Below are 15,649 nucleotides of genomic sequence, written 5' to 3'. Positions count from 1 at the left end.
TATTAAACGAAATTATAGTATGATACCAGCTATAGGTCAACCTTTTATTTTAAAGTAAATATTTACCAATGAATAAACTTTACAACTTTTCTATTCCCAGTAGTTGTTCTTTCATCTCTAAGCCACCTCTGTACCCGGTCAATTTACCGCTTTTTGAAATGACACGATGACAAGGAACGGTTATTAAGACCGGATTGGCACCAATAGCAGTCCCGACAGCACGAACCGCATTTGGTTTTTGAATCTGTTCGGCAATATCCGTGTACGAAACCGTTTGCCCATACGGAATTTTCTGCAACACTTTCCAGACAGCTTGTTGAAACGCTGTACCATGAAGATCCATTGGCAGGGTGAATTCTTTGCGTCGCCCTTCCAGGTAGTCCATCAGTTCTGTTATATACGACTCCAAAGCATTCTCATCTTCAGAAAGTTCATAAGCAGGTAGTCGTTTCTTCACCCAATTAGCAAGTTCTTCGAATGGCGCATGCTGTGAGCCAACATAACAAAGACCTTCTGTGGTTGCTGCAATATACATGGTCCATGGTCCGCGATTTAACTGCATCCAATAAACAACTTGTTTTTTATTTTTCTCCATTTTTTTGCGCCTCCAATTGGTTCTTTTCTTTATTTATAACATAGGTATGATAGAGAAGAAAGGAGTTGTAAAGATGGAACCAATCATTCATGGTATCCTCTTGGCATTTGGGCTTATACTGCCTCTAGGTGTACAAAATGTTTTTGTCTTTTCCCAAGGTGTTACTCAACCAACTCTGTTTAGAGCACTCCCAGCTGTTGTAACCGCAGCAATTTGTGACACTGTATTAATCGTACTATCCATTTTAGGATTATCATTAATCGTTTTGCAATTTGAGTGGCTAAGAATTATTTTGTTAGTTGCAGGGATCCTGTTTCTTTTATATATGGGAAAAGTGATTTGGTCTTCGGAAGCAGTGAACATATCAGGAAAAGAAGCATTAACTGTGAAGAAGCAAATTGTTTTTGCACTATCTGTATCCTTCCTTAATCCACATGCATTATTAGATACAATCGGTGTGATTGGGACAAGTGCTATAAAGTATAGTGGACAACCACTGCTATTATTTACCGTTGCTTGTGTCTTTATATCTTGGATTTGGTTTATCGGCTTGGCGGTTTTAGGTGCAACAATGAAAAAAATTAATGTATCAAATCAACTCTTCATTTTATTTAATAAATGTTCGGCAATTTTCATTTGGGGAACTGCTATTTATTTATTAGTAAGCTTGTATTCATCTTAATGTTATTTGTTAATGCAGTTTTTTTTCAACAGCATGAAACTATTATCTAATCTCTTCTTTATTTTTCAAGAAAGCATAGCCCGCTAAAGAAGTAACGCAGATAATTGCTCCAATGATTAAGTACATAGTTCGAATCGCTAAAAATTGAACACTTACAGTGGCAAATAGAATTCCGAGTGGGAGCATTAATCGCATGATCAATAGACGCACCGATGTAACTTTTCCCATGAGTTGATTTGGAATTCGTTGTTGAATTAGTGTGATGTTATAAATATTGAAAACAGCAATAACGATTCCTGCAATGGCTTCCGTTACTAGGGCTAATGAATACCATGGAGTAAATGCTAGCGATAAATAAGTACAACCGCCGAAAAATAGGGTACTAAATAATACACCAAGCCCATTCAGCCCCTTGAGCTTGGAGCTAAGTAAAGCACCGATTGTGTAGCCAACAGGGAAACCTGCCATAAACAATCCATAAGCTACAGTTGGTTGCTCTAACACCGTTGTGATATAAGGAAGTGTAGTCACAATCGTTACCCCAACCCCAAATTGCACAAAGCCGAAGAAAACACCTAACCAAACAATTAGTGGCTGCTCAAAATATGAATTCAATCCCTCCTTAAATTCTTGTATCCAAGGTTTTCGTAACTCTTGTTTTACATGCCTTTCGTTTATCTGTGCCAAGTTATATGTACTTAATAAAAATGCAATCGAGATAATGACTAACAGCCAGTTCACCTCGATGAAATCTACTAAGACTCCAGCGCTAATTGGTCCCATTACTGCCATCACTTGACGAACACTCTCTAGTGATGCATTTGCTTTTCCTAGAAATTCTTTCTCGACAATCGTCGGTAAAATGGATTGATTGGCAGGGGTGAATATAGGCATGATCAATCCGACAATAACTTGAACGATATAAATGAGTGAAATGGAGAACCAATCGGAGAACAAGGTAATTGCTAAAAGCAACGCGAGAATGGCTCGGATTAACTGGCACCAAATCATCGTATTCTTACGACTCCACCGGTCGATATATGGTCCTATAAATAGCTGCATAAAGAAAGATGGTACGTAATAAATTAACCACACTAATCCAAGTGCAGTTGCAGAGCCAGTATGCTCATAGACTAGTATAGAATTGCAAAAGGTGAAAAATGCACCACCAAGTTCAGAGGTAGTACTACTTAACCAAATAGATCGAAAGCTTTTGTTTGAAATCACATCGTCACATCCTTTAACTTTTACTATCTTCTACAGTACTTGTCCTTTCTCCTTTTCAGGTTTCGATTAATTTCAAAATGCAAAGTTGCAAAATTGTAATGCAAACGTCATCTAAAGAGAAGGCTCAAAATAACGATTGCTTCTATAATAAAGTCAGTAGCAAGGAAGTTTTAAAAATGATAAAGGAGCGAATCAAAATGAAAAAATTAGTAATGGTATGTCTAACTGCCTTTTTAATATCAACTGTGTTAACAGGGTGCGGTATGTTCGAAAAAGCAAATGGAGTAATTCTATATGGGGAAGAACAACAAATCCTGGATTCTTTAGAGCGAGAGAAGGATGAATTAGTAAAGGAAGATCATTACAAAATTAAAATTGTGGAAAATGATGGGCAACGAATCCTCGTCTTAAAAGACGAAACAGCTCAATCACTTGTAAAGAAAAAATTAATAAGAGAAATAACAAATCAAGAAAAAGCTAAAACAGAAGTAATTTCATCTCTTCCGAAAGTAGCTGTAGGCGAGGGACTGCTTTTTGCAAAGAAAGAGCCGGCAGCACTTAACCTAGAGGGTATGGAGTTAAAAGTAGAATATGAGGGGAACAATGTTATTGGTATAGGAAGAGCATATGCTGACATGTTCCTAATCGTAAATGATGCTGATTGGGATTCGATCAAAGGAACAGAAAAAATGATGGCTTTACTTGAGTATGACAAAGATCCTAGTGCAGACGGATTAGATGACTATGGTGAAGAGGAAAGAACATTGGTGACATTTGAATAATAAGTTAAGTAGGGGATGTCTATCATAGGCAACCCTATTTTTCTTTTCATTAATAGGTACTTTAAAAAAGGGAATATCTACCTGAATGTAGTATATATACTAATAACTATTTAGGGGGAGTTTCATATGTATCACTATTTTGACGGGCTTGTTATTAGAGAGGGAAAAAAGGGTATTCCTGCCGAATATGTAGAAGAACTTTTTAAAGATGCTGGATGGAGTAAGCATACGCCAAATTGGCAGAAAGAAAAGTTTACGCTTATATTTGAAAATTCCACGTGGGCATATACTGTTTGGGATGAGGAGAAGATGATTGCAATGGTCAGAGTCATTTCCGATCAAATAATGGCAGCAAATATAATGGACTTAGTGGTTCAATCGGAGTATCGGGGAAAAGGTATTGGCCAAAAGTTAGTGGAATTATGTGTGCAAAGGCTTCCACACGGAGATTGGTTCGCGCATACATCCGCAAATAATTTTAGTTTTTATGAGAAATGTGGTTTCGAGGTGAAGGATTTATCCCAACATGGGACTTGTACTTTTTATGGGTACATACAGGCGAGAAAAGATGGACATAGATGATTGTAAACTTTTAGTTGAGGAGATTGGTAAAAGTGAGTGAGCGATGGGAAAAAAAGAAAGAAGTTAGGCGGGAACGAAGAAGGTATAATGACCATTACACATTTGGAGATTTTATTTTTGATGTTTTCTTTTGGATACCAGAATTGCTCTTCCTTCCTTTCCGAATGCTTTTCTGGTTGGTGAGAGGTGTAGGAAGAGTTTTAGGTAGTCTGTTCGATGGTATATAATAGGAGTTAATGTAAGGAGTGATTTATATGTGGAATTATGTAGCATTTGAAGAGTTAAGTGCTTTGGAATTACAACGTATTTATAAAGTAAGAGTGGCAGTTTTTGTAGTGGAGCAGAATTGCCCTTATCCGGAAGTAGACGACATAGATCTTATTAGCACGCATATTTTTAGAGAAGAAAATAATGAAGTAAGTGCGTACATGCGAGTGATTCCAAAAGAAGATATTATTCATATCGGTAGGGTCTTAGTGGCCAGGAACCATCGGAAATCTGGTTTAGGTAGAGAGCTTGTAGCTAGGGGACTGGAGTATATCGAAACTATTTATCCGGGTATGGCTATTTATGCACAGGCTCAAGCTCACTTGGAGAATTTCTATGGGTCCTTTGGTTTTGAAACGGTGTCGGAAGTATATTTGGAGGACAATATTCCTCATATTGATATGGTGATTCCAGCTAGGGAAATAGAATAGAAATTCTACATAAGTAAAACGGCTCCTTTCTAATTAGGGACCGTTTTTTATTAATGGAAATTGTCGAATCGCAAGTTCCACTGCGGCAAATCGCAAGTTCCCGACGGAGAATCGCAAGTTCGAGCTCCCAAATCGCAAGATCCATTTCGGGAATCGCAAGTCAACCTGTTCATTGTTGTAGTTTTTTTGTTTTATGAAGAGTATGGGCTGTTCCCCATTCATGCATGGCTACCAAAATCGGTTCTAAACTTTTTCCATACTCACTAATGGAATATTCCACTTTTGGCGGGACTTGAGCGTAGACTTTACGTGTAATAATATCTTCTTCCTCTAACTCTCGAAGTTGTTTTGTTAGCATTTTTTGAGTTATGCCGGGTACACTTCGTTTTAAATCACTGAATCTTTTTGTACCTTCCTGTAAAAGAATCAATAAAATAATTGGTTTCCATTTTCCTACTAGAATACCTAAAGCGTCGTCGACCTTGCAAAGCTCTGGTTGCATATCTATCCCCATAATGTAATCTCCTTCCATTAGTATCATTTAGTATACTATACCACTTTTTTGTGCGTACTTACTTAAATTGAATTCCAATACTATACTACTATATGAGAAGTAATAATATTATGGAGATTCTTTAAAATAGAAGGGTGAGGTAAATGGAAAAATATCGTATCGATCAAAGTAAAGGAATGGAATTTGGATTATATACATTAGGGGATCATATGCCGAATCCACACACAGGAGAACGTATTTCTGCAGCGCAGCGGTTAAATGAAATTATAGAATTGGCGAAGTTAGCAGAGCAGGCAGGAATTGATTTCTTCAGTGTTGGAGAAAGTCATCAGGAATATTTTGCAACACAAGCCCATACGGTTGTTTTGGCAGCAATTGCACAAGCAACTAATACGATAAAAATTGCGAGTTCTTCATCGATCATAAGTACGTCAGATCCAGTGCGCGTCTATGAAGATTTTGCCACAATAGATTTGCTGTCCAAAGGTCGTGCAGAAATTGTAGCTGGACGAGCATCTAGAATAGGTCTCTTTGAATTATTGGGATACGATATTCGCTATTATGAGGAGTTATACGAAGAAAAGTTCGAGTTATTATTGAAGATCAACCAAGAAAATATCGTCAACTGGAGCGGGCAATTCCGAGCACCATTGAAAGATGCAAGCGTCATACCCCGTCCACAAGAAGGCTCTTTACCTATTTGGCGTGCGGTCGGTGGCCATGCAGCAAGTGCGATTAAGGCAGGTAATGCTGGCGTACCAATGTTCTTAGCTACATTAGGTGGGCCAGCATCCTCTTTCAAACACTCCATTGATGCTTACCGGGATGCTGCTAAAAATAGCGGCTATAATCCTACTGAGCTTCCAGTTGCAACAGCTGGTTTTTTCTATGCGGCCGAAACTACGCAACAGGCACAAAACGAATACTACCCTTATATTAATGAAGGGATGAAATTATCCAATGGCGGTGGTTACCCAAGAGATGCATTTTATTCAGGAGCGGACCCGCACAATGTCATGAATATCGGAAGCCCACAGGAGATCATTGAAAAAATTCTTTATCAGCATGAATTATTTGGGCATCAACGATATATAGGACAAATGGATTTTGGCGGCGTGCCATTCGACAAACTGATGAATAATATTGAACTTATCGGCAATGAAATTTTACCTGCTATAAAAAAATACACTGCTAAATAGTCTTCTTAATAATGAAAATGACCACCTTGATGCGATTAGACAATCGTTTCAAGGTGTTTTTAATGTTTATTATTATTTATTATTTAATCTCGTCGGCTAATGCTTGAAGCTTTTGCTTGTCTAATATTTTGTAACCCATATTCATTTTTTCGATAACACCCGCTTCAGATAATTGGGCGAATGTATGAAGTAAATGGCGATAGGATACGCCAAAATAATCGCTAATTTCTGTGTGCTTTTCTTTGTATATATTTTGGTGTGAGGACAAGAGTATGAATTCTGCTAGTTTGTTTTCTAATGGATACGCTTGATGCTTTGTATATTTGGCGGAATGTACTGTTGATTTATTGCTCAAAAATACGCATAAATATCTTAGAAAGTGAGCATCTGCTAATAATTTTTCTTTGCATTGTTCTATTGCAATTGCAATGCAAATGGATTTGGAACTAGTTTGAATGCTTTTCGAATATCTTTCTTCATTTAAAAGCTCGATTTCTCCCATAAATATTGGAGGAGTTAAAAAGTTTATTAACGAAATCTTACCGTTTTTGTGAGTGACATATAACTTTGCCTTGCCTTCCACCATATAAAAAAGGTACTCAGGCTTATTTCCTTCTTGAATAATAAAATCGCCTTTTTCGAATTCAAAAACCTCTACATACGGAGAAATATCAAAGGAGAATAATGATTGAATGGTATAGTTATCCATATAATATCCTCGTTGTGGGCCTTTAATCTTCTTCAAATTTTTGCATTCTCCTTTAAAAACATGAGATATCTCCTATTATTATAGTTTGACTCATGTTATTATTCAATCTAGTAAATGGAGGGATTAGAGGATGGTAAACAATCAACGCTGGCTTTCGCAGAGCTTTTTTGTCTTCTTTTTTACATGGGGAATCTTTTTACCATACTGGACAGGTTGGTTAGTGCAAGCAAAGAATTTAACTGTAGCTGATGCAAGTATGATTATGGCATTTGGATTAGTTGCGCGTGCGGTAGCAACCATGTTTGTATTTCCTTTCATGTCTAAATATATGAGTAACAAAAAAATAATTATTACCTTTACTATATTGGCCCTACTTGCAGCTATTCTTTATATTCCAGCAACTTCTAGTATGTCATTGCTACTGATCACGTTATTATTTAGCTTAGTATATCCGACATTGATGCCGGCTATTGAAAGTGGGGCTTCAACCCTTGTCCGACAAGGAAAGGTCCATTACGGTAAAAGTCGTTCTTATGGATCGATTGGATTTGTTATTGCGGTTCTTATTATAAGTATGTTAACAGGAGTTTGGGGAGAGCAAGCCATTCTTTGGAGTATGATTGTAGGATTATTATTCTTATTGGTCAAGCAGTTCATGCCGACACCACCAGCATTACTTACAACGCCCTCTGCAGTAGATAGAAAACAGAAGCTTTCGATGAAAGAACTTTGGAAAGTAAAAACATTTCCGGTTGTGCTCATTGTCGTTTTTTTACTTCAAGGTGCGCATGCAGCTTATTATAATTACGGATATATTTATTTGCAGGAATTAGGTGTTAATCCTTTCTATATTGGTATGATTATTAATATTGCGGTCATATTTGAGATTTTGTATTTCATGAAAGCAGATAGCTTTTTGTCTAAATGGAGGCCATCCTCGTTATTATTGGTAGCAGGGGCCGGGTCAACCCTCCGCTGGGGTATAATTTATTTATTCCCTAACGTCGGAATGTTCATTATTTCTCAGGCACTGCATGCACTTTCTTTTGGAGTTGCACATATCGCTTTTATTCGTTATTTAACAATGTCATTACCGAAGGAGCAAATTGCCAATGCGCAAGGTGTTTATTCGGGTTTAGCTTTAAGTTTAAGCACAGCTATTCTAACTTTTTTGGGGGGATATCTATATGAAATCCAACCAGGTTTATCTTTTTTAGGGATGATTTTATGTACTATTCCGGCAATCATCATTATTTTTGCAACACGGGGAAGATTAAACTACTAAACTAAATGGAATTGTGAAAAGTTAGTGACACTAATATCGTAGTTGTATTCGTTTCGAATTCAAAGTAATTGAAAGTAGTATAATATGTTGTTATGATTACCAATGTAATAAAAACATTGGAGGAATTATTAATGAATATTTTAGTAGTTAAAGCAAACAACCGCCCTTCTGCAGAAGGTATTTCTAGCAGAATGTACGATACATTTATGGAAAACTTAGAAGAAGCAAACGTAACAACTTATGATGTGTTTGCAGAAGACATGCCTTTTATTGGACAAGACCTTTTTAATGCATTCGGTAAATTAGCAGATGGATTAGAGTTAACAGAATTAGAAGCTCGTTTAGTAGCTGCTAAACAAAAAGCAATGGACGCAATAACTGCTGCTGATGTAGTAGTATTTGCATTCCCACTTTGGAATTTAACAATTCCAGCACCGTTACAAGTGTTTATCGATTATATTTACCAAGCTGGGTTCTCTTTCAAATATGACGAAAATGGTCAAGCAGTTCAATTATTAACGGACAAAAAAGCAGTTATTTTAAATGCTCGTGGTGGTATTTATTCTTCACCAGAAGCAGCACCAATGGAAATGGCAGTTAACTACATGAAAAATGTATTAGGTGGCGTTTTCGGTATGCAAATTGCTGACGAAGTTATCATTGAAGGACATGCTGCAGCACCAGATCAGACAGAAGCAATTGTTGCAGAAGGCTTAGAAAAAGTAAAAGCAGTTGCTGCAAAACTTTCTAAACAATTAGTTTAATAATTTATTAATAGGCGTTCATGGAGTCTTTCACGAGACTTTATGAACGTTATTAATAACAATAAGAAAAGCGATATTTCCATTTTACATTTCATGGAGATATCGCTTTTTTTATTAAAACATCGGGAATACATAGGAGATTAAGAACCAAAGAACACCAAAGAATATGATTAAATATGCGGCATATTTGATGAAAGTGGCTCCAACCATACCTGAATCGCTTCTCTCTTCACGATGCACTTCTACACGTTTTTCTTCTTCCATTTAATTTCACTCCTACCGTTATAGTCTTAAAGAATAGATACCCATAGGAATAATGTGGTAAACATCTAAATACAAATACATCCAGTAAGAGGTTGAATGAAGACAATCAATACATTAGAATGGAGACTAATAAGTGAATGGAGGGATAATGTATGGCAGCTTTACCAAATTGCCCAAAATGTAATTCAGAATATACATATGAAGATGGAAGTAAATTTGTTTGCCCAGAATGTGCACATGAATGGTCACAACAGGTAGTAAGTGATAGTAATGAGGAACAACAAATTGTAAAAGACTCAAATGGAAATGTCTTAAATGACGGGGATGCTGTAACAGTCATTAAAGACTTAAAGGTAAAGGGAAGTTCTTCTACATTAAAACAAGGCACAAAGGTAAAAAGTATCCGTATAGTAGAAGGAGATCATAATATCGATTGTAAAATTGATGGGTTCGGTGCGATGAAACTAAAATCGGAATTTGTGAAAAAGATATAAATAAAGAATTGTAGGTATAAACATATGATTAAAAACACATTTGGACAATTAAGAATTGCAGGTATTTTAGATGGGATATCCTTGGTAGTCCTTCTGTTTATTGCCATGCCCCTGAAGTATTGGATGGATATACCAATAGCAGTTTCAATAGCTGGCTCAATACATGGTTTTATTTTTGTTTCGTATGTGCTTGTCATTTTATATGCCCAAATTCGATTAAGGTGGAATATTATATGGTCTTTGCTAGCTTTGGCGGTTGCATTTATCCCTTTCGGTAACTTTATTTATGACTGGCAATTAAAGAAGATGGCAGTTCGTTTTCAAAACTAATAATCAAGTAATTTTAAAAGACTTAAGTCCGATTACATATGGACTTAAGTCTTTTAATTTTTAGGTTTAATACCTAGTCAAATTCAAAAGAAAAAGTAATTTAGATTAAATGATTCTAAAGTCTTGGTTCTGTATTATTGAAAAAAGTGTAATAAGTAATGTATATATAAATACAATATGATACATATGAGCTTATTGTGATTCTTATTATTATTTTTACTAAAATGTAGCTTGATTTTAATAATTTTCCATATATCATTTTTAGAGTATTCATTGTATTTTTTTTAGATTGATTCTTCAAATTATAAAATCTTTAGGAGGTAATGTTTTTGAAAAAGGTATTGTCAATTGCAACAGCAGCAGCTATGGCTATTAACATTGCAAGTGTTCCATTTAATGTGTTAGCCCAAGAGCTACCAGTTCAAAGTGTAGTGAATACAACAATAGAAGGGAAGGTTAACGCAACAGCAAAAGTATCAAAATTAACAGCATATGGAACAAAGTTTGAAGCGGCATATGATAAAGTTTACAGAATGCCTAATTCGAATGTAAAAGAGATTACTACAAATGCAGGAAGCTATTCAGGGACGAAGCTAGAATACATATTAGATGATCAGCCGAACACACATTGGGAAACGAATAAAAGCAATAGTGATACGTTTACAAATGAGCTGATATTTGAATTAGAGGAAGCGGAAGTACTAGATAGAATAGGTTTTTTAGCAAGATCAGTAAATCAAAAAGGCTTTCCAGAAGAATTTGAGATTTATGCATCTGAGACAAGTGATGGCGAAACATTCCAACTAGTTGCTAGTGGAACGGCAGTAAAAACTAGTGATTTTGTAGAATTTAAATTCGAGCCAACAAATTTTAAAAGAATAAAGTTTAGGTTTAAAAAAGCTTATACAGATAGACCATTTGCAGCAGAAGTTAGATTCTATAAAGAAGACGCTTTAGCAGATCAAATGGCTAGATTATTTACGGATAGCAGTAAAAACCAAGTATCCGCAGATTTCAATACGGTAGAAAAGTTAAATCAGTTCGAAGACGATGTCAAATCTCATCCTTTATATGAACAGTTTAAAGAAGGTATAGAAAATGCTAAATATGTATTAAACACACAAAAGATAGAAGCAACTACAGCAGCTACCCAAACATTCAGTCATTATGCGAATACAAAGTACTCCGAGCTTTTTAGAATGGACTACGATAATATCCAAAGTATTCAAAACAATGCAGGTCATTATAGCAGCTCTGTAATCGGAAACGCTGTTGATGGTAAGTTAGATACATATTGGGAAACAAATAAAGGTAATACATCTACATTCTCAAATGAAGTAGAAGTAACATTTAAAGAGTTAGTTACATTAGATCGTGTTATGTATGGAGCGAGAGCATCTGATCGTAAAGGGTTCGCGGAGGAATTCGAAATATATGCTTCTCCAACCTCACAAGGCGATACATATCAGCTGTTGGCAACTGGTCAACACCACATGGAAGCTGGCTTAATAGAAGCTAAATTTGAACCTACTACATTTAAGCGTATTAAGTTCAAGTTCAAAAAATCAAATCAAAACTGGGCAACATTATCAGAATTAGCTTTCTATAAAGAAGATGTGGTCCAAAATAAGGTAAACAGTATTTTCACTGATGAGACAAAGAGTGCCGTTACGAACGAATACCTTACGTTAAATCAAATCAGTAAACTAGAAGAAGAAGCAAATTCACATCCTTTATATGAAACTTACAAAGAAAGTTTTGAGCTAGCTAAAAAGATTGTAAATGGCGAGTTATCTACTGGAGGAAGAATAATCGAAGCAGAACAGCACGGTAATATGGTCAGTCATGCTCAACAGAAATTGAAAATGACCTATGGATCAAATAATCAGCCAACAGGAATCGCAGCTAAAGCTGGTGAAAAAATTACTGTATATGTCGACGCAGATGCTAGTGGACCATTACCGCAATTAGTCTTCTCACAACAGGAAGGTAGCTGGAATGCGTGGGCAAGCTCTGTCAATTTAAAACCAGGTAAAAATGAATTTACTGTTCCAACCATATACACAGGAAATGTTACGCAGGGAGGGCCAGTCTATATCGTAAATCCCTATACACCTGAACAACAAAAGAAAGCACCAGTCATAAGAATTGAAGGGGGAGAAAGATTCCCTATTTTCACAAAGGAGACAAACCCAGAAGAATTTAAATCATTTTTAACGAACTATAATAATCGGTTAAGTTTGGACGTAGCGGCACATCCAGATGTAAAAGAACGTGATTTAATCGATGTAGTAGAAATCGTGAGTGATCGTATAATCTTTACCGGTACAGCTTTAGAGGCTTATAACCAATACATTACGAAAAATATGGACCCGATGAAAACAGTAAATGGTTATGATTCCTGGATTAGTAAGGTGTTTGACTTCTCTGGATTGGATGGAATCAGTGAAACTCATGACCCAAAATACATTAGAGAAAACATACGGTTGATGCAACCATATGGCGCAATGTATGCCGCTGGGAACCATACAGGTATACAAAGAGGTACTGTTCCTTTCATGTTTAGTGACTTTAGTACAACATATCCCGGCTGGGGATTAACGCACGAAATTGGCCATCGGATGGCTGTTGGTGTAAGGGAATATGGCGAAGTGACAAATAATATGGTATCCATGGCTATGTCCGTAACTTATAATTCTATCGACAACCGAATTCCATTTGAAAAAATGTATAGTTATTTAGTAGAAGAAAACAAGTCTGTTATGGACAATCTATCTTTACAAGAAAGACTTGGTGCGTTTTGGCAACTTGAATTAGCTTATCCTGGCTATTGGGCCGAATTAAATAAATACTATCGCGATAGATCAGTATCCCTAACGAACGGTGATCATTCGAAACAACAGTACTTAATTCAATTTTCTTCTGAAGTATTAAATATGGATTTAAGTAGTTATTTTGCGAGACATGGTTTTACGGTAAGCGATGAAACAAAAGAAGAAGTAAGTCAATATCCTGCTCCTAAAAAAATCTGGTATTTAAATAATAGTGTACTAGGCTATGAAGGTGATGGCTTTACTGCAGATGCTTCAGTCAATGTGAACATCACTCGTAACGAAGCAAACAAAACGAATACGTTAATACTTGGTATAGAAACAACAAATAAAAATAATTTACTAGGATACGAAATTATTCGCAACGGAACATTGATAGGTTTTACTTCTAATACAATGTTTATCGATCAAAACGTCCAGGTGAACGAAAACTATATCTATGAAGTAATTGCATATGATAAAAAACTAAATAGCTTAAAAAGTGTGGAAATAAAGACATTTAAACCTACTATTTCCGTCGAAGATCAGTTGACAATTAAAATAAATCAACCATTTGATCCAATGGATTATGTAAAAGTAGTTGACTATCAAGGAAATAATATTACAGAAGATGTTACGATTAAATCAAATGTGAATGTAACTAAAAAAGGGAATTATGAGATTGTTTATACAGTGAACAATAACGACGTTACTGAAACAAAAACGACTCAAGTTACAGTAACCAGTGATTTCGAGTATGCTTCTGATATAAACCCTGTTTCCACGAGCATAGCTTGGGGAGGGTATCAGAAAGACAAATCGCCTTCTGGTGGAACGATTGGACTTCTTCGACAAGGGCTAGAAACAACATATGCTAAAGGAATCGGCGCACATGCTAAGTCAGAAGTGGTGTATAATATCGACGGAAAAGGCTTTGATTTCTTTGAAAGTTATATTGGCATCGATCAAGCCGTTAGGGGACAAAGTTCATCATCTGCGAGATTTGAAGTGTGGGTTGACGGAGAAAATAAATATGTGAGTAATGTGGTTGGATCAACTACAGGAAGTGAATTTGTTAAAATTCCAATAGCCGGTGGAAAAGAAGTAAAACTTATAACAACTGATGCCGGAACTAATGGGAATACTGCTGATCATACAGTATGGGCAGATGCTAAGTTTACAAAAAGCTCTAGCGAACCAGTAATTACCGTTCAATCTAAAGCAACCCAAGTTGGACAACCAATTGATGTTAAAGGGAAATACTCAGCTACAGATACGGAAGATGGCGACTTAACATCTCAAGTAGAAGTAACAGGTGTTGATAATGTAAACTTTAACAAAGCTGGTCACTATGAGCTTTTCTACACTGTAACAGATAGTGACGGGAATACAGTTACAGAAAAAAGAACAATCGCTGTAGTAAATATGGAAGATTACGAGTACCTTTCCAATTATGATTGGAAGTCGACTCAAAACAGCTATACAACACCTATAAAAGATAAAGCAACTAGTAAAAATAGTTTAAGATTAACAAACGAGGACGGTAGTGAAGTAGTCTATGAAAAAGGTATTGGGGCACATTCTAATTCGACAATCGTTTATGATTTAAAAGATAAAGATGCATCTTACTTTTCTTCATTTGTTGGGGTAGATCGTCAAATGTACAACAGCATAGGCTCTGTTGTATTCCAAGTATACGTAGATGGTGTAAAGCAATTCGATAGTGGGTTAATGACATCTAAAGTTCCTCAAAAATTCATTGAAGTGAATCTTGCTGGAGCAAAGGAATTAAAATTAGTCGTCACTGATGGCGGTAATGGAAATGGTTCTGACCATGCAACATGGGGAAATGCTAAATTACATTATGCAAATGCTGATAGAGTATATACGGCTGATTTAGTATCTGTCTTGGAAGCTGCTGAGGCAATGGTGATAGGTGAATATACGGAGGCTAGCGTGAGAGATCTCCAAACAGCTATAGAAAAAGCGAAAAAAGTATTAGCAAATACAAATGCTATACAAATTGAAGTAGATGAAGCATTAGAAGTATTAGAAGTAGCAAAAGCAGGTTTAATAAAAGTCGATTTAACTCAAGTGATCACCATTAAAGAAAACTATTTAAGTAATTCCATTAAAAGTGTATTAGGGTTAAAAGGCGATATCACGCTTGGTGACATGTATAAACTCACAAACCTAACAATCGAATCTCAAAGAGTGCGTTCTCTAGAAGGATTAGAATACGCTAAAAATCTAGAAAGTTTAAGTATTAAAGGAAATGAAATAACTGATTTCTCTCCATTAAAAGAGTTGAGTAATTTAACTAAATTGATTGTTGATACACAATTTGTCGAAATGGGAGCAATAAAAGGTTCAGTCGTAGAAGTGGAAAATATAGTAATAGGGTTAAATGGTAAGAAGGTTAAGCCCTATTTAGTTGCGTATAGCCACACGATTAACCAAGAAATGAAAGAAGTAGACGTAAATGGATTGGATGATCATCCAGAAGAATTTATAGTAGACCTTTCAAATGAAGAAAAAGGACTATATTGGTTGGCGTTTTCTTATGAAATTGAAGGAAACACTGTCATATTACGCTACCTGGTCAACAATAAATAAAAATTTGTACTAAAACTATAGAAGTCCAGTTGCCGATATAAACGGAAGCTGGACTTTTAGCTTTAGTATAAGGAATGATTAAAAAATTCTTCAAGTAC

Annotated in this window: 15 protein-coding genes; 10 read left to right on the top strand and 5 right to left on the bottom strand. The window is 35.9% G+C overall.

Translation table 11 applies throughout. The annotated features are described in order from the left end of the window. Positions 1-79: 79 nt before the first annotated feature. Positions 80-595, bottom strand: coding sequence for a methylated-DNA--[protein]-cysteine S-methyltransferase (locus LDK52_RS05365; protein ID WP_277584916.1), 516 nt, complete (start codon positions 593-595; stop codon positions 80-82). Positions 596-668: 73 nt separating this feature from the next. Here LDK52_RS05365 and LDK52_RS05360 point away from each other — a divergent pair, with 73 nt between their 5' ends. Then, positions 669-1,277: a LysE/ArgO family amino acid transporter gene (locus LDK52_RS05360; protein WP_277584915.1), complete on the top strand. Its 609-nt coding sequence runs from the start codon at positions 669-671 to the stop codon at positions 1,275-1,277. Positions 1,278-1,319: 42 nt separating this feature from the next. Here the strand turns inward: LDK52_RS05360 and LDK52_RS05355 are convergent, their stop codons facing one another. Further along, positions 1,320-2,504, bottom strand: coding sequence for an MFS transporter (locus tag LDK52_RS05355; RefSeq protein ID WP_277584914.1), 1,185 nt, complete (start codon positions 2,502-2,504; stop codon positions 1,320-1,322). A 197-nt stretch (positions 2,505-2,701) separates the two neighbouring features. Between LDK52_RS05355 and LDK52_RS05350 the strand changes: the two genes are divergently transcribed. From LDK52_RS05350 to LDK52_RS05340, 3 genes are all read left to right on the top strand, one after another. Then, positions 2,702-3,286 carry a lipoprotein BA_5634 family protein gene (locus LDK52_RS05350; RefSeq protein ID WP_277584913.1) on the top strand — a complete coding sequence of 195 codons (585 nt, stop codon included), beginning with the start codon at positions 2,702-2,704 and terminating at the stop codon, positions 3,284-3,286. A gap of 126 nt (positions 3,287-3,412) precedes the next feature. After that, positions 3,413-3,868, top strand: a complete 456-nt coding sequence (locus LDK52_RS05345; protein ID WP_277584912.1) for a GNAT family N-acetyltransferase — start codon at positions 3,413-3,415, stop codon at positions 3,866-3,868. A gap of 254 nt (positions 3,869-4,122) precedes the next feature. Continuing rightward, complete coding sequence (locus LDK52_RS05340; protein WP_277584911.1) at positions 4,123-4,566, top strand: GNAT family N-acetyltransferase; 444 nt, start codon at positions 4,123-4,125, stop codon at positions 4,564-4,566. A gap of 169 nt (positions 4,567-4,735) precedes the next feature. On the opposite strand, the gene LDK52_RS05335 is transcribed toward LDK52_RS05340, so the two are convergent. Continuing rightward, positions 4,736-5,074, bottom strand: a complete 339-nt coding sequence (locus LDK52_RS05335) for a winged helix-turn-helix transcriptional regulator (RefSeq protein ID WP_277584940.1) — start codon at positions 5,072-5,074, stop codon at positions 4,736-4,738. A 149-nt stretch (positions 5,075-5,223) separates the two neighbouring features. Between LDK52_RS05335 and LDK52_RS05330 the strand changes: the two genes are divergently transcribed. Next, positions 5,224-6,279: an LLM class flavin-dependent oxidoreductase gene (locus tag LDK52_RS05330; RefSeq protein WP_277584910.1), complete on the top strand. Its 1,056-nt coding sequence runs from the start codon at positions 5,224-5,226 to the stop codon at positions 6,277-6,279. Between the two features lie 79 nt (positions 6,280-6,358). On the opposite strand, the gene yeiL is transcribed toward LDK52_RS05330, so the two are convergent. Continuing rightward, a complete protein-coding gene (gene yeiL / locus LDK52_RS05325; RefSeq protein WP_320415340.1) occupies positions 6,359-7,024 on the bottom strand; it encodes a transcriptional regulator YeiL in 666 nt (221 codons plus the stop codon). A 94-nt stretch (positions 7,025-7,118) separates the two neighbouring features. Between yeiL and LDK52_RS05320 the strand changes: the two genes are divergently transcribed. Together LDK52_RS05320 and LDK52_RS05315 are read left to right on the top strand one after the other, a co-directional pair. After that, positions 7,119-8,273, top strand: a complete 1,155-nt coding sequence (locus LDK52_RS05320; protein WP_277584909.1) for a 3-phenylpropionate MFS transporter — start codon at positions 7,119-7,121, stop codon at positions 8,271-8,273. A gap of 131 nt (positions 8,274-8,404) precedes the next feature. After that, positions 8,405-9,037 (top strand): FMN-dependent NADH-azoreductase, encoded by a 633-nt coding sequence (locus tag LDK52_RS05315; protein ID WP_277584908.1) that lies wholly within the window; start codon positions 8,405-8,407, stop codon positions 9,035-9,037. Between the two features lie 114 nt (positions 9,038-9,151). Here the strand turns inward: LDK52_RS05315 and LDK52_RS05310 are convergent, their stop codons facing one another. Then, positions 9,152-9,301: a hypothetical protein gene (locus LDK52_RS05310; protein ID WP_277584907.1), complete on the bottom strand. Its 150-nt coding sequence runs from the start codon at positions 9,299-9,301 to the stop codon at positions 9,152-9,154. Positions 9,302-9,453: 152 nt separating this feature from the next. Between LDK52_RS05310 and LDK52_RS05305 the strand changes: the two genes are divergently transcribed. The 3 genes from LDK52_RS05305 (at position 9,454) to LDK52_RS05295 (ending at position 15,551) form a co-directional block, all read left to right on the top strand. Next, complete coding sequence (locus LDK52_RS05305; protein WP_277584906.1) at positions 9,454-9,795, top strand: zinc ribbon domain-containing protein YjdM; 342 nt, start codon at positions 9,454-9,456, stop codon at positions 9,793-9,795. Between the two features lie 24 nt (positions 9,796-9,819). Further along, entirely contained in the window at positions 9,820-10,125 is a 306-nt protein-coding gene (locus LDK52_RS05300; protein ID WP_277584905.1) for a DUF3817 domain-containing protein, read from the top strand. Positions 10,126-10,454: 329 nt separating this feature from the next. Further along, on the top strand, positions 10,455-15,551 hold the full coding sequence (locus LDK52_RS05295; RefSeq protein ID WP_277584904.1) for an NPCBM/NEW2 domain-containing protein: 5,097 nt from the start codon (positions 10,455-10,457) through the stop codon (positions 15,549-15,551). The last annotated feature ends 98 nt before the right edge of the window (positions 15,552-15,649 follow it).

Origin of the sequence: Psychrobacillus antarcticus, from assembly GCF_029533155.1 — a bacterium.
Lineage (GTDB): Bacteria > Bacillota > Bacilli > Bacillales_A > Planococcaceae > Psychrobacillus > Psychrobacillus antarcticus.
The sequence above is the reverse complement of the archived record's forward strand: the minus strand, read 5'-3'. Positions and strand labels throughout refer to the sequence as shown.